The sequence below is a fragment of the Rosistilla carotiformis genome, assembly GCF_007753095.1.
In the GTDB taxonomy this organism is placed as follows: Bacteria; Planctomycetota; Planctomycetia; order Pirellulales; family Pirellulaceae; genus Rosistilla; species Rosistilla carotiformis.
Map to the genome: position 1 here is coordinate 2,120,372 of NZ_CP036348.1, position 19,343 is coordinate 2,139,714.

Annotated in this window: 15 protein-coding genes; 5 read left to right on the forward strand and 10 right to left on the reverse strand. The window is 56.5% G+C overall.

Features of this window, described 5'->3' with window-relative positions; genetic code table 11:
* Window positions 1-139 precede the first annotated feature (139 nt).
* Window positions 140-469, reverse strand: a complete 330-nt coding sequence (locus tag Poly24_RS07850) for an efflux RND transporter permease subunit (protein WP_145092941.1) — start codon at window positions 467-469, stop codon at window positions 140-142.
* Between the two features lie 168 nt (window positions 470-637).
* On the opposite strand from Poly24_RS07850, the gene Poly24_RS07855 reads away from it, so the two are divergent.
* Window positions 638-1,042 (forward strand): hypothetical protein, encoded by a 405-nt coding sequence (locus tag Poly24_RS07855; RefSeq protein WP_145092944.1) that lies wholly within the window; start codon window positions 638-640, stop codon window positions 1,040-1,042.
* Between the two features lie 13 nt (window positions 1,043-1,055).
* Here the strand turns inward: Poly24_RS07855 and Poly24_RS07860 are convergent, their stop codons facing one another.
* From Poly24_RS07860 to Poly24_RS07875, 4 genes are all read right to left on the reverse strand, one after another.
* Entirely contained in the window at window positions 1,056-1,859 is an 804-nt protein-coding gene (locus Poly24_RS07860; protein ID WP_145092947.1) for a PGN_0703 family putative restriction endonuclease, read from the reverse strand.
* Window positions 1,860-1,893: 34 nt separating this feature from the next.
* On the reverse strand, window positions 1,894-2,271 hold the full coding sequence (locus tag Poly24_RS07865; protein ID WP_145092950.1) for a hypothetical protein: 378 nt from the start codon (window positions 2,269-2,271) through the stop codon (window positions 1,894-1,896).
* Between the two features lie 80 nt (window positions 2,272-2,351).
* Window positions 2,352-3,065: an HTH domain-containing protein gene (locus Poly24_RS07870; protein WP_197452406.1), complete on the reverse strand. Its 714-nt coding sequence runs from the start codon at window positions 3,063-3,065 to the stop codon at window positions 2,352-2,354.
* Window positions 3,062-3,796 (reverse strand): metallophosphoesterase family protein, encoded by a 735-nt coding sequence (locus Poly24_RS07875; RefSeq protein ID WP_197452407.1) that lies wholly within the window; start codon window positions 3,794-3,796, stop codon window positions 3,062-3,064. Before Poly24_RS07875 ends, Poly24_RS07870 begins: the two co-directional genes overlap by 4 nt.
* 588 nt (window positions 3,797-4,384) lie before the next feature.
* On the opposite strand from Poly24_RS07875, the gene Poly24_RS07880 reads away from it, so the two are divergent.
* Entirely contained in the window at window positions 4,385-5,101 is a 717-nt protein-coding gene (locus Poly24_RS07880; RefSeq protein WP_145092960.1) for a ZIP family metal transporter, read from the forward strand.
* A 63-nt stretch (window positions 5,102-5,164) separates the two neighbouring features.
* Here the strand turns inward: Poly24_RS07880 and Poly24_RS07885 are convergent, their stop codons facing one another.
* The 3 genes from Poly24_RS07885 to Poly24_RS07895 form a co-directional block, all read right to left on the reverse strand.
* Complete coding sequence (locus tag Poly24_RS07885; RefSeq protein WP_145092963.1) at window positions 5,165-5,863, reverse strand: pirin family protein; 699 nt, start codon at window positions 5,861-5,863, stop codon at window positions 5,165-5,167.
* A gap of 211 nt (window positions 5,864-6,074) precedes the next feature.
* Window positions 6,075-8,168: an excinuclease ABC subunit UvrB gene (gene uvrB, locus Poly24_RS07890; protein ID WP_145092966.1), complete on the reverse strand. Its 2,094-nt coding sequence runs from the start codon at window positions 8,166-8,168 to the stop codon at window positions 6,075-6,077.
* 165 nt (window positions 8,169-8,333) lie between these two features.
* The gene (locus Poly24_RS07895; protein WP_145092969.1) at window positions 8,334-8,552 is read right to left on the reverse strand and encodes a small basic protein; all 219 of its coding nucleotides are present in this window, start codon (window positions 8,550-8,552) and stop codon (window positions 8,334-8,336) included.
* 348 nt (window positions 8,553-8,900) lie between these two features.
* Here Poly24_RS07895 and Poly24_RS07900 point away from each other — a divergent pair, with 348 nt between their 5' ends.
* The gene (locus Poly24_RS07900; protein WP_145092972.1) at window positions 8,901-9,125 is read left to right on the forward strand and encodes a hypothetical protein; all 225 of its coding nucleotides are present in this window, start codon (window positions 8,901-8,903) and stop codon (window positions 9,123-9,125) included.
* 58 nt (window positions 9,126-9,183) lie between these two features.
* On the opposite strand, the gene Poly24_RS07905 is transcribed toward Poly24_RS07900, so the two are convergent.
* Window positions 9,184-9,723: a methylated-DNA--[protein]-cysteine S-methyltransferase gene (locus tag Poly24_RS07905; protein ID WP_197452408.1), complete on the reverse strand. Its 540-nt coding sequence runs from the start codon at window positions 9,721-9,723 to the stop codon at window positions 9,184-9,186.
* Between the two features lie 183 nt (window positions 9,724-9,906).
* Window positions 9,907-15,897: an ATP-binding protein gene (locus Poly24_RS07910; RefSeq protein ID WP_145092979.1), complete on the reverse strand. Its 5,991-nt coding sequence runs from the start codon at window positions 15,895-15,897 to the stop codon at window positions 9,907-9,909.
* 523 nt (window positions 15,898-16,420) lie between these two features.
* Between Poly24_RS07910 and Poly24_RS07915 the strand changes: the two genes are divergently transcribed.
* Window positions 16,421-17,821, forward strand: coding sequence for an SAM-dependent methyltransferase (locus Poly24_RS07915; protein WP_145092982.1), 1,401 nt, complete (start codon window positions 16,421-16,423; stop codon window positions 17,819-17,821).
* A gap of 231 nt (window positions 17,822-18,052) precedes the next feature.
* Entirely contained in the window at window positions 18,053-19,327 is a 1,275-nt protein-coding gene (locus Poly24_RS07920) for an OmpP1/FadL family transporter (RefSeq protein ID WP_145092985.1), read from the forward strand.
* The last annotated feature ends 16 nt before the right edge of the window (window positions 19,328-19,343 follow it).

The window sequence follows — 19,343 nt, forward strand, 5'->3', positions numbered from 1 at the left end:
AAATCGCGTCTTGCTGGTAGGGTCACCAATTGCGGAGCGAATGGCGATTAACAGTATTCCTCTAGCGCACGATTCCAACGTTTAAACTTGGACGACAAACGGTTGCCGCATTGATGGCGAACTGGTGTCGCGCGTCTGGCTATGTGAAATTCGATTTAGGTCGTAGATGCGCCGGCGCCATCGTGGGACGATTGATTCGCAATCGCCGGGGGTGTTCATCGGGTTGGATCCAGCCGAGATCGCACAAGACGACGTACAGGCAGGGGACGACGATCAGCAACAAGATGGTCGATGCGAAGAGGCCGAAGACGATCGAGACCGCGGTTGGGATCAGGACTTGCGCTTGCGTGCTCCTTTCGGGCGTCAATGGCAACAGACCAACCCAGAACGTGAGGTAGCGTTCAAAGAACCCGATTCCGCCACCGGAAATCGACGCGTCATTTCCCGGGCAACACGATGTTTCGTCCATTTGCTCTTCTCGCTTCTTGTCGAATCCAACCCGTGCATCGCCCTCTGCGAGACATCTCCATCCCTTCCCTATAACCTCTCGCAAATCGAGTGTCACGCGACGTATCTGCAAATCTTTTTCCTGTGGAATGTCCCACGTCGGTCAGCGGCTTGTGGTATTGGTATTACCATGGCACCAACAATACCACCTCACGAGTCTGCGATGCTGAACAACGATCCGCTGATCGGAATTTGGTGGGACCATGGAGGTCGTTTGGCTGTCTTCGCCGAGACGATTGATCCGGGCAGAGCGGTTTGCGGGATCTGCGACAGCGACTTCGCCCACGACGCCTGTTGGCATGAAGCTGCCAAACAGCTTTCGCTTTCCAGCACCCGCGAATATTTCGACGTCCCACGAGGCCGAGTGATGTGGCACGTGAAAGATTCTCGAAGCGTCATTCTGCATGGCAACGGAACGAGCCGGGATCGACTGGAATCCATCGCTTCCAAGTTTCAGCTATCGAACTGGCGTGCTGAAACGGACCTGCATTACATGGTCGGCGAAGATGCTGAAACACTTTGGAATTTTCTATAAACTATGTTCGCCTCTAGATCTCAACGTCATATCTGGCACGAAGGTTGGCGACATGCGTTTTCAAAGCGGGTGTGCTGTCCCAGTCTCGCCATAAGTCGCTATATGAAATTGCTGCCAAAGTAACAGCGGATCCACTGACCGCATCGATCAACGCAGAAATTTCTTCTCTATGCTGAACACAACAATCCAATTGGTTCGCATTTGCTGGCTCCCAAAAAACATACAACAGTTCTATTCGCCCGGCTCCTCCGTCGCACATATGCCGACGAAGACCTAGATAGTGCTTTACGAGTTGTGCCACATCCAAATAGCGTTTTCCAGCATCTTTTGAATCCTCTAGAATTGTCCACCAACAGTCTTCGGCATATGGCAGGTTTTCGCGAGTGTAGCTGTCAGCGAAGAATGCTTGTTTTGGAGTGAAGTACTCAGTTAGTTTCGATTCGATCGCAACTACTGCGTCCGAAGCCGAAAACCAAACATCAATATTAGGTGGTGTTCCACCTAGTCCTGTTCTGCATTGCCGTTCGAACTGTGGTGGCGCAAACTTGTCCCCGTTCCATTCAAATTGCGTTGAACACTGGTCTGACTTGAAAATCCCAAAGCTGTTCACAACTAACGCCGTTGAAGAATGCACCGCGAGGAATTTTGCGTTCAACTCATTTCCTGCACCTTGTTCAAGTTCTTCTCGGATTTTCCTGAACTCAATTTCCGGTAAAAGGTTGTCAGGTATCGACTGTACGTAGCCGGGGCGAGCGATGCCTTCATCACCAAACGCTCTCCACAATGCCGCATACGCACGATTTAACATCAAACTCATGGATGAAAGATCCTTATTAAACTGTTTGCTGCACTCACTCTCCAGGGCAATAGTTCGTTGCGACACGCTCGCGACTTTCCTGGCGTTTCATCGGTACGACTCTATCCTGCCACGACTCGCCGTGGGCGACTCGCTCGTCGAACCAGGTCCAGTCGTCGTCGAGCATCGGTGGATGTTTGCTGAGGAATATCCAGTCGCATTCCTGGGCGGTCATCATCGCCGCTTCGATCGTTTGCCCGAAATAGGCATCTTCCCCGGCGATCTCGACCCAAATCCCCGCTCGATCCGCAACCCACTTCATCCGTACCTCACCAATTTTGTGAACGTATTCGGGGAGCACGGTGGTTTGGATCGCTTGTTTTAAGCCTGCTCGATCTCGTTCGCTAAGCATCGGTTTCCCCATCGACTTCATTCACAGACTCTTACGTATTCGCTGACAGACGGAACGGATACGGTCATCGATTACGCGTAAATCAGAGGGCTCACGATGTATTAACAACTCCGGTATTTGTCGATTTGGGACGGGACGTCGATGATCGAATTGGGCATCCGCGGGGACATCCAATTGCAGATCGCCGCGTTGCGCGCCAAGAACGCCGCTTCCGATTTCCACGGGACCATTAGAAAGTCGACGTGAGACTGCCAAACGGTGCGAATGAACGCATCGGGACAGTCGCGGAATGCCGCCATGAAGATCGTATGGAAATTGGCGAGCGCAACGCTCGGAAGGTTCAGCCGAGCATTCCATTGCATGGCCCAAGGCCTTTCTTTATGCAACTCGCTGAAGTTGTGGTTCTCATGAATCCAGCGGGCGACGAAGTCGATCTCCGATAGCGTCATCGGATCGTCCACTGTGAAAAAGCCTCGGTAATGATCAACAGCTTCGGATTGACGCGACATAGCCGACTCGCGGATGTTCATCGGAATGGGGATGCGATAGTTCAGCGGCAGACGGTAGCTGGCGGTTTCTTTGTCGAAGTACCATGGCACTCCGGCATACGTCAAAACTTGTAGGTCGCGTGCGACGGTTCGCGTCGAACAACCGATCTCGCGAGCGATTGCTTTGACGTCGTAGTTCTTCCCTGAATGAATCAGCGCAAGCAGACGCAAAACGCGAGCGAGTCGATCGGCTTGCTGCACGCGTCGGTCGCGGTCGGGGCGTGTTTTGATTGCCAACGGATCGAAGGGCTTCGGTTTGTCGTTCATCGAAGGCCTCCATCTTGGGCGGTTCCACTTTGCTCCACCGACCAGGTCGTTCCGGTGGCGGGCTCCAGCGCGGTTAGCCGACCGCCGAATCCACATCCGGTATCGATACAGATGAGATGACGATAGTTTCTGACGATCCGATTTGGCGTGTGCCCCACGACGACCAACTTACCGCTGCAGTGCGGCGCCGGCACTGCGCCATCGATCGAGGTCCAACGCAACAGGCTAGCCGGCTGGTCTTTCATCGCCAAATACGGGTCATAACAAGCGTGGGTGAAGACACAGGTTTGCGTCTCGTAGAACGCCAAGCAGCCGTTCAAGAATTCCCAATGGCTGTCCGGGACGAGGGAGAGCTTCGCCGAGATGATCGACGGTTGGGGGCGATAGGAATCGAGCGTTTGTTGCCCGCCAGCATGGCGAAAACGATCCAAAGCGTAACGATCGGATCGCGCGTCGAGCATCATTTCATCGTGATTCCCAAGCACGGGGACCAGGTGGCAAGAACTGTCGAGTTCGATCAACGCTTCGATCACGCCGCGCGCATCGGGACCGCGGTTGACGTAATCGCCCAACGGAACGATCGTGTCGCCACGTCTGGGCCGTATTTCGTCGATCAACCGTCGCAGCGCGTCGGCGTGCCCATGGATGTCGCCGATCGCAATCGTGCGACCACCGTCTGTGTCAATGCTTGTCTTCGTCAGTTTTCTTGCTCCTAGGTCGGTGTGGAGCAAACGTGAAATTGCGTTTGCCTACCTCTAATACCCGAAACAAGCATTGCGATGCGCTGGCCGCCGCCCCCAAAATGGCCTCCTGTTGACCTAAGTCGTTTCAGCTGCGGAAGATAAAAAAATCCATTTTGTCAGCTCCCAACCCGCGGAATGACAAACATGGGTCCGTGACAAAGGGGCGTCTGAAAACGTCGCGACAAGATCCTCCTTCGGCGAAGCCGTCGGAAAATGAGGCATTCGTTAGCATCGCGACCGCCTGCGTTCGCGGCCTCATTCGTCGCTCCCTTCGAATCCCCCTGTTACATTTGACGCCTGCCCAATTGTGTTCGTTCGGCTCTTTTCTCAGCGGCACAAACCGTTGTTAGAAACCGGAGACCGTAGCGGGGTTAACTCGTTCGCTTCACACAGCCGGTTGCTCGGTTGGAGTTGGTCGCGGGGGCAGCGGCCCCAAGCTGGTTGACGAACGTTTTCATATCCGTTGTTCGCGTTTGGCTTGTTGATTGCAGCAACGTGCCTCCAGCGGCCGGTAGGTTGGCAGTTCCGCTGACAACGGCGACGATACAGGCGAACAGGAGATTGGGAGGAGACGACATGAACGAACTGGTACAGGTGTTGTTGTTGACGACGATGGCGGGAGCGGCGATTCCGATCGGTGGCGCGATCGCGATGGTCGAGCGGATCTCGCCGCAGTGGCTCGAAGAGGAGTTCCGGCACAGTGTGATCGCCTTTGGCGGCGGTGTGCTGATCTCGGCGGTGGCGTTGGTGCTAGTCCCCGATGGCGTGAAGGCGTTGTCTTTGAGCTGGATCGTGGCGGCGTTTGTCGCCGGGGCGATCGTGTTTTGGGGGCTGGAGACCTTGTTGGCGCGATCGCAAAGTTCGGTCGCTCAATTGGTCGCGATGCTGTCCGACTTTATTCCCGAGGCGATCGCGCTGGGGGCGGCGTTCGCGCATGGCGAAAGCACCGGAGCGCTGCTGGCGGTATTGATCGCACTGCAAAACCTGCCCGAGGGGTTTAATGCGTTCCGCGAGTTGAGTGTGAGCGGTAACGTCCGCGGCGGCAAGTTGGTTTTGATGCTCGCCGCCTGCGTTCCGTTGGGGCCGCTGGCCGGTTGGATCGGGTACCATCACCTGGCGGAGTATCCGAGTGTCGTCGGGTTTATCATGCTCTTCGCCGCCAGCGGAATCCTGTACCTGACCTTTCAAGATCTGGCGCCCCAGTCCCGCAGCGAGAGCCAGCGTGCGCCGGCGATCGGTGCGGTGTTTGGTTTCCTGTTGGGAGTCGTCGGGCAGGTCTTGCTCGACGGCTGAAATGGGAGCGGCTTCTGAGAACCGTTCGAACTCCAGCCGTTGCGGCCTGCCGCCGAGAGCCGCTTAGGCCAGGTCGAAGAGCATGATTTCGGCGTCGGTCGTGGCGGTGATCACTAACGTCGATTCGTCGCTGATCGCCGCGCCGTCGCTGGTCTCCAACGCTTCGCCGTTGAGCGTGACCGATCCGCGAAGGACTTGCAGCCAGCCGTGTCGGCCCGCTGCAAAGGTCGCCTGAACGGAGTGATCTGCGTCCAACTGCGATAGGAAAATCCGAGCGTCCTGATGGATCAAAAGCGAACCGTCCGCTGCGTCGGGTGACGCCACCAGACGCAGCGTGTTGGATAGTTCGTTGTCGTCGAAACGCTTCTGTTCGTAGCTAGGGTCGATGCCGGAACTCTCGGGCTGCAACCAGATCTGGTAGAAGTGAGTGGATTCGTCGGCCAAAGGGTTAAATTCACTGTGCGTGATTCCCGTCCCTGCGCTGATCCGTTGGAATTCTCCCGGACGCAAGACCTCCCCGTTGCCTAACGAATCCTTGTGTTCCAGCGCTCCCTGCAGAACGTAAGAAACGATCTCCATGTCGTGGTGGGGATGCGTACCAAAGCCTTGGCCGGCGGCGACGCGGTCCTCGTTGATCACTCGCAACGCGCGAAACCCCATCTGAGTCGGGTCGCGATAGGACGCGAACGAAAACGTGTGATGCGAATTAAGCCAACCGTGATCTGCGTGTCCACGGTCGTTGGCTTTGCGAACTTTGATCATTGCGTTGCTCCTTTACTTGGATTCCCCATTCAGTCACCACGTGGATATTTTACATGTAAACCGTCGTCTGGTCAACGTTCTGCGATGGACGCGTGAGCACCAGCAGCGCGGAACGCGATTACGAAAGAGCCAACGCAGGTAAGAGAGCTGCGTCGTTTAAACCAGATCGGTACTTGGCGGGTGAAACGGACGGTCTCACGGGAGCGGCTGGCTATGCCTTCTTGGGACGGGGGACACTGCGGCGACCGGCGACCTTCTTACGGCGACCGCGCCCCGACTTTTCCTCCTCCGCAGGCGCTTCGACTAGCCGTTTGCCGACCTGTCCCTTGAGGCTATCGATGCGATCGCGGAGCGCCGCAGCCCGTTCAAATTCCAGCTCTTCGGCGGCCGTAATCATCTCGCCTTCCAATTCCGCAATATATTCCAGGGTCACATACTTCCCTTCGCCAGGCTCTTGGGCTGCCGCGGTAGTGGCGCGATGCTGCTTGGCGGCCGCGTCGATGCTCGAGCCAATATTGCGTTTGACCGTCGTGGGAGTGATCCCGTGTTCGCGATTGAACGCTTCTTGAATCTCGCGACGCCGAGCGGTTTCGTCGATCGCCAGTCGCATCGATCGGGTGATCTTGTCGGCGTATAGGATCACTTGAGCGTTGGCATTACGAGCCGCGCGGCCGATCGTCTGGATCAAGCTGGTTTCGCTGCGCAAGAATCCTTCTTTGTCGGCATCCAGGATCGCCACCAAAGAAACCTCGGGCAGGTCGAGCCCTTCGCGGAGTAGGTTGACCCCGACCAGGACGTCAAACTTTCCTTCCCGCAATTCTTTCAGCAGGTCGACGCGTTCGAAGGCATTCAATTCGCTGTGCAGCCAGCGACAGCGGAGGCCTTGTTCTTGGAAGTAGCTGGAAAGATCTTCGGCCAGTCGTTTGGTGAGCGCAGTGACAAGTACGCGTTCGTCTTTCTCGGCCCGCTTGCGAATCTCTCCAACGAGATGATTCACCTGCCCGTGAGCCGGCAAGACTTCGACCAACGGGTCCAGCAATCCCGTCGGCCGAATCAATTGCTCGACAACTTCGCCGTGCGTTTGATCCAATTCGTAATCGCTGGGAGTCGCCGAAACGAAAACGGTTTGCCCCGACTTTTGTTCCCACTCTTCAAATTTCAACGGCCGATTGTCGAGCGCACTCGGCAGCCGGAATCCGTGTTCGACCAGGGTGTTCTTGCGGCTTTGGTCGCCGGCAAACATCGCTCGGATCTGCGGGACGGTGACATGCGATTCGTCGACGAAGACCAGGAAATCCTTGGGGAAATAGTCGTACAGCGTATCGGGAGTGGCACCGGGGGGCTTGCCCGAAAGCGGCCGACTGTAATTTTCGATGCCGGGACAATGCCCTACCTCTTGCATCATTTCGAGGTCGAAGCGAGTCCGAGCCGACAGCCGCTGCGCCTCCAACAGCTTGCCTTGACTCTTCATCTTTTCCAGCTGTTCTTCCAGTTCCTGCTGCAGCGATTCGATCGCAGCGGCGATGCGATCCTCGGGCATCACAAAGTGTTTCGCCGGGTAAACGTAGACCTCGTCGGTGCGGCCGATGATCTCGCCCGAGACCGGACGGATCATCGAAATCTGTTCGATCTCATCGCCCCACATCTCGATCCGTAATGCAAACTCTTCGTAGCTGGGCCAGAGTTCGATGCAGTCACCACGGACGCGGAACTTGCTGCGTTCAAAGTTCACATCGTTGCGGCTGTATTGGATATCGATCAATCGCAGCAGCAGGGTGTCGCGATCAAACGACTCCCCGACCTTCAACGGAACGACCATCTCTTTGTAGTCTTGTGGCGAACCGAGCCCGTAGATACTCGAGACGCTGGCAACAATGATCACGTCGCGGCGACTGATCAGCGAGCTTGTCGATGCCAGTCGCAAACGGTCGATCTCTTCGTTGATCGACGAGTCCTTTTCGATATAGACGTCGCGCTGCGGGATGTAGGCTTCGGGCTGGTAGTAGTCGTAATAGCTGACGAAATAATGAACCGCGTTTTCCGGAAAGAACTCTTTGAATTCCGAATACAGCTGGGCGGCAAGCGTCTTGTTGTGGCTGAGCACCAATGTGGGCCGCTTCATCTGCTCGATGACATTGGCCATCGTATAGGTCTTGCCCGACCCGGTGACACCCATGAGCACCTGATGCTGTTTGCCGGCATTCAGGCCCGCGACCAACGATTGGATCGCCCGCGGCTGGTCACCAGCAGGGGGGAATGGACTGGCAAGATGGAAGTTTGCTGGTGCCAGTGGTTTGGTCGTCATCGCAATACCCGCGCGTTGTCGATTTTGAATCCTTCCATTCTCCCCGACAACGTTTCACTTGCCCAGCCGGGCATTTGGGTACAGCGGTCGGCGCATGAAAAAAAACGGTTCGATCGGATCGAACCGTTTTTTGCAAAAGCAATGGCGAAGTGAACGTCGCAGCGACTACTTCTTCTTCTTCGAAGCTGCGGTTTCTTCGGTCTTGACCTTCTTCTTTTTCTTCAGCGAAACCTTTTGAACTCGTACCTTGGCCATGCCAATGACGTTCGAATCCTCGGTCCATTTGTCAAGTTCTTGCAACCGTGAAATCCGCTCGGCACGGGTCAGAACATTGCGACTCTTGATCGCTCCGGCCTGAACCTTCAGGCTTTTATCCATTGTCATGGGAGGTCAGACTCCGACGTCTTAAATGCTTATTAAATAACAGTTTACGGTGTATCGAGGCGATCGCGGGCAGAGCCTTCGCAGATCGCATAGGATGATAATCTATGGGGATTGGCAGCAAAAGACAACCTCAACGCGGCGATTGGCCGCGAGAATTTGTCGGAGGGCCTAGCGAATGCCCCCTGGTCCACCTAAAATACCCAGATGTTTCGTGCTCTGAGCCGGGACTTTTTATGGCGTCTGCAGGGTTTGCGTCGCTGTTTTTTGTTCATCCTCCCGCTCGACTGCCCGCCCAACGATCGGTTGCACTTAGCATCGGTATCCCCACCACAGATTCACGATATTTTTATGACGGATTCACAGAAGGATCTTGTGCTTCATCTTCTTCACCAAGGCAATTGGCATGATGCTGTCGTTGCTTGTTGCGAGGAAACCGGAGCCGACGTCGAAACCGCCCGTGCCGTGGTCCGCCAGTTGGCCAACGAGCATCGTTTGAATCCCACCCGCAAATGGTGGCTGATCGGATTTACGATGCTGATGATGTCGGTCGTGACCGCTTACGTTCTCGCCTAACGTTTGCGGCCTGTGCGGACCTTCGATTTCGCAGGGGCGCTGCGTGGCGATCCAAGCTTCAGCCCCCGCGCGTAACGCTGTTCGGAAACAGCGTGTCTCCGCGCTCGCGATCCAACAACCAGCGTTTGGTCTCGATTCCTCCATCGGCTGAAAAACCTGTCAATCTTCCGTTGCTGCCCACGATTCGGTGGCAAGGAATCACAATCGGGATCCGGTTGCGAGCCATTGCCTGTCCAACGGCGCGCGATGCCGCGGGGCGTCCTGCACGACAAGCCAGTTCTTTGTAGCTGATGATTTGCCCTGCGGGGACCTTGCGGCAGGCATGATAAACCTGAGCGAAAAACGGAGACCAATCCGAAGCGTCGACCGGGATATCGTCGAAGGTGGTCGGCTGCCCCTTGAAGTATGCGTCGATCCGCTGGGCAAACGATGCGCGGTGGCGAACCTGCTTGGCTTCGGTCTGCTGCAACGCCTCTTGGATTCCGGCCGATGAGGGGTCGGCGAATAACCGGATCCGGAACAGCCCCGCCGTGGTCCATTGGTGGGTCAAGATTCCCAACGGTGTCTCGCAAAGACCCGTGCATTCGATCGGTAACATCACAAAGTTCCAACAAGATGGCGAGGGCTCACACGCCAGGGAGACGCCCGCAAAGTCAAGCGGGGCCAGGTGCGAACGAAGACGCACCCGCATGCAAAATGGAATATACCGGATCGAGTGGACGTGACGCAAAGGTGCCCATCGCATGGCGGCGATTGGCAGCGCGGCGGGCGATAACCGCGCTTACCTCGGTTGTCCTGCTCCGGGAGACGCGTGGCGCGTCCGCCGCCATGGAAAAATGCTTCGATGGGAAGTGGCGTTTTCCAAGACGCGCGGTGCGTTGGCTGTCTTGCTTGCGCGTTCGCGTTGGGCGTCGTCGACAAACCTTTGCATTTGTTGCAACGTGTCTTGCACCTGCATCGCGTTGCGTTCGTCCACGGCAGTTTCGCAGGATGCTGCCAACATAGACAATTGCGCGAGTCCGACGCTATCTCCAGAGCCTTTAATCCAGTGGGATTGGCGGGCAATTTCGTCGAAGTTGTTCCCGGCCGAGGCGTCGAGCATCCGTGGCAGCGCGTTGGCGACTCGATCGATCAGGAAGCAAGCAAACTCGCAACGCCAATCGTTCGGCAAGATCGGGGTGTCGCGTTGGGAAGGCGTTGGGAAGGACGGTTGCTGGGCAACGCGCTCATCAGCTTCGCTGTCGGGTGGCGAAACGATGAGCGTCTTTGAGGGAACAGGATCGGTCACCCGATTTGCAAGTGGAACGTCAGTGGTGAGTGCCGTGTTGGAAGCATTCGCACCGATGCGCACGATCTGTAACAACGCATCGAGATCGATCGGTTTGGTTAAGTAATGGGTGCAGCCGGCTTGCCGGCACTTGGCCTCATCGCCGACCATTGCGTTGGCGGTCAGCGCCACGATCGGGCGGTTGTAACCACGGGCACGGAGGGTGCGGGCGGCGGTGTAGCCATCCATGATCGGCATCTGCATGTCCATCAGCACGATGTCGACGGCTTGCCCTTGTTCGATCAACAGGTCGACAGCCTCTTGACCATTGGTCGCCGTGATGACTTCGCTGCCCGCGTCGTGCAGCAGGAAGGTCATCAAGTTGCGATTGGTCTCGCAATCGTCGACGATTAAAACCCGCGTGCCCGAAACGTCGGCTTTGCGGAACTCCTGCGTTCGAGTTTGGCTCGCAAACGCTGTCGCTTCTTCGGGGCTGAGCATGCGTGTGCCGGCCAAATTTTCGATCGGTAGCGTGAAGGTAAATTGCGTCCCGACGTTGAGTGTGCTGGAAATACTCAGCGAGCCGCCCAATGCCTCTGCCAATCGTTTGCCGATCGACAGACCAAGTCCGGTGCCTCCATGTTTCCGCGTCGTCGACGTATCGGCTTGAACAAACGGTTCGAAGATTCGCGACATCTGTTCGGCGGTCATCCCCGCTCCGGTATCGTCGACGGAGACCTCTAGATGGCTCGGCGCCAACGGATCGCCTTTGGAATTCAAATGTACCGTGACGCCCCCGGTCTCGGTGAACTTCACGGCGTTGCCAACCAGGTTGGTGACGATTTGTCGGAACCGTGTGGGATCGCTGACGATCGTTTCAGGGATGGGGCTATCGATCTGGAACGTCAACGCGATCTCTTTTTGAATCGCTTTAGAACGCAGCGAGCGGACGATCTCATTGATCAATTGCGTGGGAGCGCAAGGGACCCGTTCGATCTCCACCTTGTCGGCTTCGATCTTGGAGATGTCCAGGATATCGTCCAACAACTGCAGCAGGTGGGTGCCGTTGGAGTGAATGGTTTCCAGGTGCGAGGTGCGATCGTCTTCGTGAGTCACGATGCCCCGTAACAACAGTTCCGAGAAGCCCAAGATGCCAGTGATCGGCGTACGAATCTCATGACTCATGCGGGCCAAGAATTCGCTTTTGGCGCGGTTCGCGTTTTCGGCGGCCTCTTTGGCGCGTTGGAACTTTTCCTTCGTCTTGTGCAACTGCTTCGTGGTCCGTTCCAGTTCCTTCGAACGTTCGACGACTGCGATGATCCGGTCTTGAACCTTGGCTTCGAGGTTCTGGTTCAGATCGTGCAGTTGTTGGAAACTATCGGCGCGTTCCAAGCCCGCACCGGCAAAGGAAACCAGGTATTCGGCAATGCGAATCTCATCGCTGCCAAACAGATCGGTGAAGCGTTTGTTGGTGATGTAGAGGAATGCCGAGACCTGGCCCTGCACTTCGATCGGGCTACACAAGAAGGATCCTTGGCATTTGGTCGCAAAACCACGATCGATACAATTCTCTTCGTCGCGGACGACGGTGGCCATTTTTCGCTGGGTTTCGGCCAGCAGGTCGGTGTCGAAGACTTGCCCTTCAGGACAGGTCACTGGTGCTTCGCCATCGGGGGAGATCACAATCACAAACGCCTGTTCGCCGCGAAGGATCTTTTTCGCTGCGACGCCCACTTCGCGATAGATCTCCGACGGCATCACGCTGGTGGCGATCCGGCGGCCCGAAGCCAGCAGCGAATCAAAGCGATCGAACAGGGACAGCGAACCCTCTTCAGCGACCTTCTCCGTGGCAAATTTCAACCGCGACAATAGGTCGACCGCGTGGGCGAGCGCCTCGTGATCCGTTTCCCAGCCCAGTTCAGCAGCAAATTCTGCACGCAACACCATGCTTTGGGCGTGTTCAAGTTGCGCCGATTGTCGCGCCGCGACATCGAGGCTGCGTTGAAAATAGCGTTTCGCCTGCCGATTGCGCCCCGCCATCGCCAGGACCGCGGCGGTTTCCCGCAACGCGTGAGGCAGTTCGTTGGGAAAGCGTTTGCCAAACGCGAGCGCCTTTTTGGCGGCACTGGCAAGCTGCTGGATTCTTTGTTTCTGAACAGCGATCGATTTTGCCGGTTGGGCTTCGAATTGTTTTCGCAGCCCCGAACACAGCCAGGTGTAGCACGGACTGATATACGTGTTGCAGACCTCCGCCTGTTCGGCAATCTCGATCGCGGATTCGAACATCGCAACCGCAGCCGAAAAACGCCCCAAGTAGTATTCGCGAACACCGCAAGCCAGCCGCGTTTGGCAGCCGCGTTGCGCGTCGATCACATCGCGCTGCAGTTCGGTTTGCAGGATCTCGGCAGGCAGATCGCCATTGGCCGCCCGTGCCCAGACATCGATGATGTTCCCGGTCGCTTGGTAGTCGCCGTGGGTGACCGCCGATTGATAGTTCAACTGGGACAGCCGAACCGCTTCGTCCCAATGGCCCAATCGATAGTACGACGCCGCAAGCTGGTACCGTGCGATATGGACTTCCCAGTAGTCTCCGGTCCGTTCCAAAATCTGGACCGCCAAACGCGATTGTTCAATACAGTCTTCAAACCGCGCGAACGAATACAGCAAGATGCTGAAGAAGTTGCGAGATTGCCCCTGTCCCCAAAGGTCGTCGAGTTTCTTGCGCATCTCGAGCGATCGCTTCGCGTACTGGATGCCTCGTGTTTCCCAACGCAGCAAGGACATCGCCGGCGCATGTTCGGAATAAGCCTGTGCCAGATACGGATTGGCCGGATAACGTTCCGCCGCGTTCATGCCTCGTAGATGTGCCCACAGGGTGTGGTATTGGTCGCGTGTGTACCAATAGGCATGGGCGATCTGGCTGTACAACGCAAACGTCATCTTTTCGGAGTCGGTCGGTTCGCCGCGTCGACGCCCACAGGTCGAAGGGAACAGAGAATTTCGGATCTGCCGGGTCAGTTCGATACCGATGTTCCAAGCGAGCTGCAATTTGTTGCGGCAGACGGTCTGCCCCAGCTGTTTGAGCGACGCCTCAAAATAGTCGACCGCTTGATCTTTATTGCCCCGTTTAAATTGCAATTCCCCCCGTTTCATCGCCACGCGGGCGTGGTCCTGATCGACCACCGCACTTTGAGCTGCGGCCTCCAACCATTGTTCGGTTTCGTTGTATTCGCCGCGAAGCATCAAAACCTCACTCATCATCATTTCGATTTGATGACGGGTGACGCTATCGGCGTGTTGCAACGCGCGGGTCGCGATCGAGAGCTGGGTTTGGGCGCTGACCAGCGAGAAGCTTTTCAGCGCGACCTGCGCAGCGCGGAGCGCGTACGGGAGCGCTTCGACGTGCATCTCCGCGGCGTCGAAATGATAAGCGATGTCGAAGACACGATCGGGAACGTGCGATTCCAAATAGCGTCCCAGTTGTCCATGCATCGCCCGTTGAGTCTCTTGGGAGATACCACTCAAAACCGCAGCACGGATCTTGTCGTGGACAAACGAAAACTTGCTGTTGGGACGACTCCAAACCAATCGATGGGCGCGGGCGGACTTAAAGGCCACATGCGCATCGGCCATTTCCATCCCTGCCAAACTCGCTGCGGCATCGAGACTGAAGTCGTGACCGATCACCGCGGCGGCATTCAACAGGCTTCGCGAGCTGTTGGGCAACCGCGTTAAACGATCGACCAAGATCTCGCTGGAATTGTCGGCCGCTTGGAATGTCGACAGCCGTTCGTGATCGATTGCCCAGGCTTCGTTTTCGACCGTTAAAACATTTGATTCCAGCATCCCTCGCAAGACGGCCGCCGCCATGAAGGGGCTGCCTTCGGCGTACTTCTGCACGACTTCGATCGCAACGCTTGGCAGCGGGCCCGCCATCGATAAGGCGAGTTGCTTGACTGCGTGAAGACTCAACGGTCCCAGCGTGGTGAGATGAGAAACGCGCAGCGCACGCTGCATGTCTTGACGGCATGGCTCATAGGGACGCATCACCGCCAGCAGGAACAGGTGGCGCGCCTCGGCTTCACAGATCTCCGTTAACACGCGCATCGATTGATCGTCGATCCATTGGCAATCATCCAGCGTCAACATCACGCAACGATCGGCGGTCCCCAGCCCAGACAGCAACGTTCGAAACGCCAGGATCACGCGTCCCTGCCCCAGTTCATCCGGGCCGGACAACCGAGTTCCGGTCCAACCGAGCACATCGGCGATCGCGGGCATCGCGGTGATCACTTCCTCGCGAAAGTCCTCCATCCGCCGGATCGTCTGTTCGCGCAGCTCCGCGTCGTTGACGAGAAATTTCGCCAGTTGATCGATCATCTGCAACCAACACGCGTTCGGCTGTTGGGCCGCGTGCTGCGAAGATCTTCCGTTGAGGATCAGGAAGCCTTTTCTGGCCGCGACGCTAGAGATCTCATGCAGCATCCGGGTCTTTCCCATCCCCGATTCGCTGGTCATTAAGATCTTATGGAATCGACCACAAATCGCGTCTTCAACCCCCAGTCGCAGTTCATTGGTCTGTTCCTGCCGCCCGACGAATGCCGGTTCGATCAACACGGTTCGCCGATCGGCGGTGCCGATCACGAACTTCGGCGCGACAATCCCCGCTTCGATGAAGGAGAGGATTTTATCGACATCAAACAACGCAGCGCGGGCCGATTGGTAGCGGTCGCGCGGTTCTTTGCAGATCAATTTTTCGATGAACTTGATCACTAGATCGGGGGTCTCGACCGAAAAGCGTTCGGCCGCGGGATCCGACGTCATGTGTTGATAGAGGATGTCGTTGACCTCTCCATCAAACGCTGGGACTCCCGTCAGACAGGTGTTGAGCACATGTCCCAGCGAATACAGATCGGAGACTTCGCCGATGTCGTGATCGATTACTCCCGAAAGTTCGGGAGACATGTACGACGCGAATTCGCGGCTCAGCGCGTCGTTGCCTCCCAATGCGTCGGCAGATCGAAGTGGCAGGTATCCACATAAAACGGCCAGTCCATCGGGGCGGATGACAATCTTTGAAGGGCGAATGTCCCGTTGAATGCAGCCGATCTGGTGAATGCCGTCCAACGCGGTCAACAGGTCCCGCGCAATCCGCATCGTGTCGCGCGGTGTGAATCGCGCGTTGCCAATCCGCGCTGACAGTAACGTTCCTGGCACATGAGGATAGACAATCCGCAGATGCTCTTCGCCGAGCTCGAATTCCAAGGGGCGGGAATAGGTTTCACAACAGATTCCCGAGGTCAAGCGAACTTCGTTCATGAACCGCGCCAGTCCGCTTTCGCGAAAAAACCGCTTGGGAACTTCACGCAGCACCACCCGCTCGCCCGTTTGCAAATCCTTAGCAAAGCAGGCATCGACCATCGATCCATCAGACAACCGGTCGAGAACCTGGTATCGGTTCTCGTGGGTGGCAACGGTTGCGTCAGGAACAATGGGGTGTGTCATGAACTTGACCGCGTTCAGTGCAGACCTAATGCGAGACGACCGTGGCAGCTTGCGTCGACAAGGCAAACCGTCACTAGAGGAAATGGATCGTAATGGCAAAGGGGCGTTGCCGGCTGCCGAAGTTTAGGCCCTATTCTTGGCGCTAGCCCAAAAAAAATGGGAACGCTCGACTTGACTATCACGTTTCCCTATCTGTCCCTCCAGATGACGCCACCCCCTTAACGGAGATGCAGTCTCTGGCGAACGTACTGCTTCCTGTTGGGCGTTCGTAGAAAATGCTTGGGATTCGCGAACTCTATAGAGTTGGTCGATCGTTTCTAACGCGCCGACGTGCCTTGAAAAACTTTGTAGTTCCCATCCACATGAGGTAGGAACGACGTCTCATAGTATTTGCCGCAAACTCCTTCGCGGGACCAGCGTCACGAAGCTTGCTAATTAGCATCGAATCTATCGCGAAGCGAATCGTCTCTCGTTGGCTTCGAACGATTGCTTCTTGTCCATACTTTTCATTTGAGGTTCGGTGATGGTCGGTTCACAGGTCGGGCATGCGGCGATTTCTTGGCAGCAAGATTATGCAGATCGCATGAATCCCACGTTGGTCACAGGTTTGTTGCATGAAGCGGTGCCGGCCCTAAAGTCGATCGATTGGCGGATCACCGAAGTGCGTGAAGGGATGTGCGTCACCGAGTTGCCGCTGTGTTATGCGTCGACCAATCAACATGGCACGCATCAGGCAGCATTGATCTCATTGTCCGCCGACTACACCGGCGGGATCGCGTTAGCATCTCTATTACGTGCAGTGCCTATTGTGGGGGTGCATCCATGCCACGAAGACGATTCCGCATCGCTGTGGCTGGCGTCGATGGATGTTAAATACCGGATCCCAAGCACCGGGCATCTGCGTGGCGTGTGTGAAGTTCCCGAGTCGTTAGTGAACAAAGTTCGGCAACGTTACTTTGCGGGCAAACGGGTATTGGTCACATTGCCGGTAACCTTCACTGCCAATGGCGATGTGGTCGCCGAAGCGGAGATGAAATACTTTGCGCAGCCTTCAATCCAGTTGAGGCCGACCAAAGAACAGCCGCAAATCTCACCGTTGTACAAGCACAAACTGAAATCGTCGGCACGGATGATCGCCGGTTTGCGTGCCTCTTCACAACACGAGCACCTACGTCTGGACGCCGGACACGAACGGCAAGCGGCGGGTCCGCATGGCGAATTGCTGGCGATGCGGCTTTGTCGCGTCTTGCCACAGCTGCAAGATATGGTGTTGGCGCGAACGGCGCACATCGATCAAACGATCACCGATGTCGAAAATCTACAACAGGTGGTGATCTTGGGGGCCGGTTTGGATATGCGTCCGTTCCGTTTGTTCGCGGGCGATCGGAAGCCCATCTATTTTGAATTGGATCTGCCCGAGATGCTCGAAGAGCGAACGCGCGTGATCTCTCAAATGAAAGATCGCCCTGACGTTCGTCGTCGGATGGTTGGTGCCGATTTTAAACAGGACGACGTCGCGCGTCTGTTGTTGGAGCATCCGGACTTCGATCCCCAGCTTCCCACCGTGGTGGTCTACGAAGGCTGTTCGATGTATTTCAGCAAAGCGGAAAACCGTCGGATTCTGAATGCCGCCAGCGAGTGGTTGGGCCATCGAGACAGTCGCATCTGGTGCGACTTTGTCACCCAAGGCGTCGTCGATGGAACGTCGCAACATCCCGCGGTCGCTAAGTTTCTCGAGGGAATGGAGGAGCTGGGAGAGCGGTTTATTTTTGGTTGTGATCGGCCCGCCGAACTCCTCCGTCAATGTGGATTCGCGACGACCGAAACCACCCCCTCGGGGCAACATCTTCGGTCGACCGATCCGCTACTTTCGGAATACCAGTTCGCGGTATCGACTGGCGTCCGCCCAACGAAACCGCGTTAACGCCGTCGCTTGGCCCACCGCCATCGCACCAAGCGCTTGTTGTGTTGCGGAAGATAAGACGGTGGTGCGAACTGTGCGGTGATGGAGCCCGCACCGCGGAGTAGGACTTCCGCAAATTTATGGCAATCAGTGCATAAGACAAACGGCCTCTTCCCCACAGGTCGATAAAGCTATCACAGACCGAACGGAACATGGATTCGTTCTCTCGTCGATTTTTGTGGGGCAGCAATCATGGCAACCGATTCACGTTGCATTGTATTGGCTCAAAGCTTGGTCTTGTTGTTGGCAGCGACAGGGGTTTGTTTTGGACAAGGGGCAATCGTTTCATCCGCGGGCCCGGTTCATCGTGGGATGGGAGGCGCATCGACGGCCGCGCCGATCAGCGCCCTCGGCGCGCTGTATTGGAACCCTGCCACGATCAGTGGGATGGAACATGGTGAGCTGGAAGTCGGAATGGATGTGTTGTTCACACAACATCGCATCGATTCATCGTACAGCCCCTACAGCGGTTCCACCGAAGCCGAACCGGGAACGTATCCGATCCCAAATATCGGTTGGGTGCACCATCTGGAGAACTCTCCCGTCACGATCGGTTTGAGTGTCAACGCCGTCGCCGGCTTCAAGACCAACCTGCAATCCAGCCTGACCAACCCGGTCCTGCTGCCTCAGCCCTACGGTTTGGGGCAAGTCAGTTCGGAGGCCTCGTTCCTTCAGATCGCCCCCGTCCTCTCGTACGCCGTGACCGATCAATTTTCAATCGGCGGCGGGCCGATCGTCACCAGCGGCCAAGTCGGGATCGAACCGTTCGTCTTTGATTCGGCCAACGCCAACCGGACGTATTCCTCGGGCCGATCGTCACGTTATCACTGGGGTGGCGGTTTGCAGCTGGGAGCCTACTACATCGCCAACGACGCGTGGCGTTTTGGTGCGTCCTTCAAAAGCCCCTCTTGGATGGAATCGTTTGAGTTCTATGGAGAGGATGAAAACGGAGCCCCACGGCAGATGAGCGCCGATATCGATCTACCGATGATCGTGTCGTTGGGAACCGCCTACGCCGGATTCGACAAATGGTTGTTGGCGTTGGATCTCCGCTATATCGATTATGCCAACGCCGACGGCTTTGGCGATCCGGCCGAATTTGACAGCACCGGGCGGCTGAAAGGTCTCGATTGGAGCAGCATCATGTCCGTCGCGATCGGTGCCCAGCGTGCCCTGGGCGAACGGACCTTTATCCGATGCGGTTACTCCTACAATCAAAATCCGATCCAAGACAGCGAGTCGTTCTATAACGTCGCCACGCCGTTGATCTATGAGCACACACTCAGTGTCGGTGGATCGTACCAGTTGAACGAAACCTTGGCGCTCAACATGGCCTATTCGCACTTTTTCGAAAATTCACGGACCGGTCCGATCGTCAATCCCGTCGCCGGTCCGTTGCCCGGATCGTCGGTGACCAACGAAATGCAGGCCAACGTGCTCAGCTTTGGTATCCTGATGCGACAATAGGGAGCGGGCTTTGGGC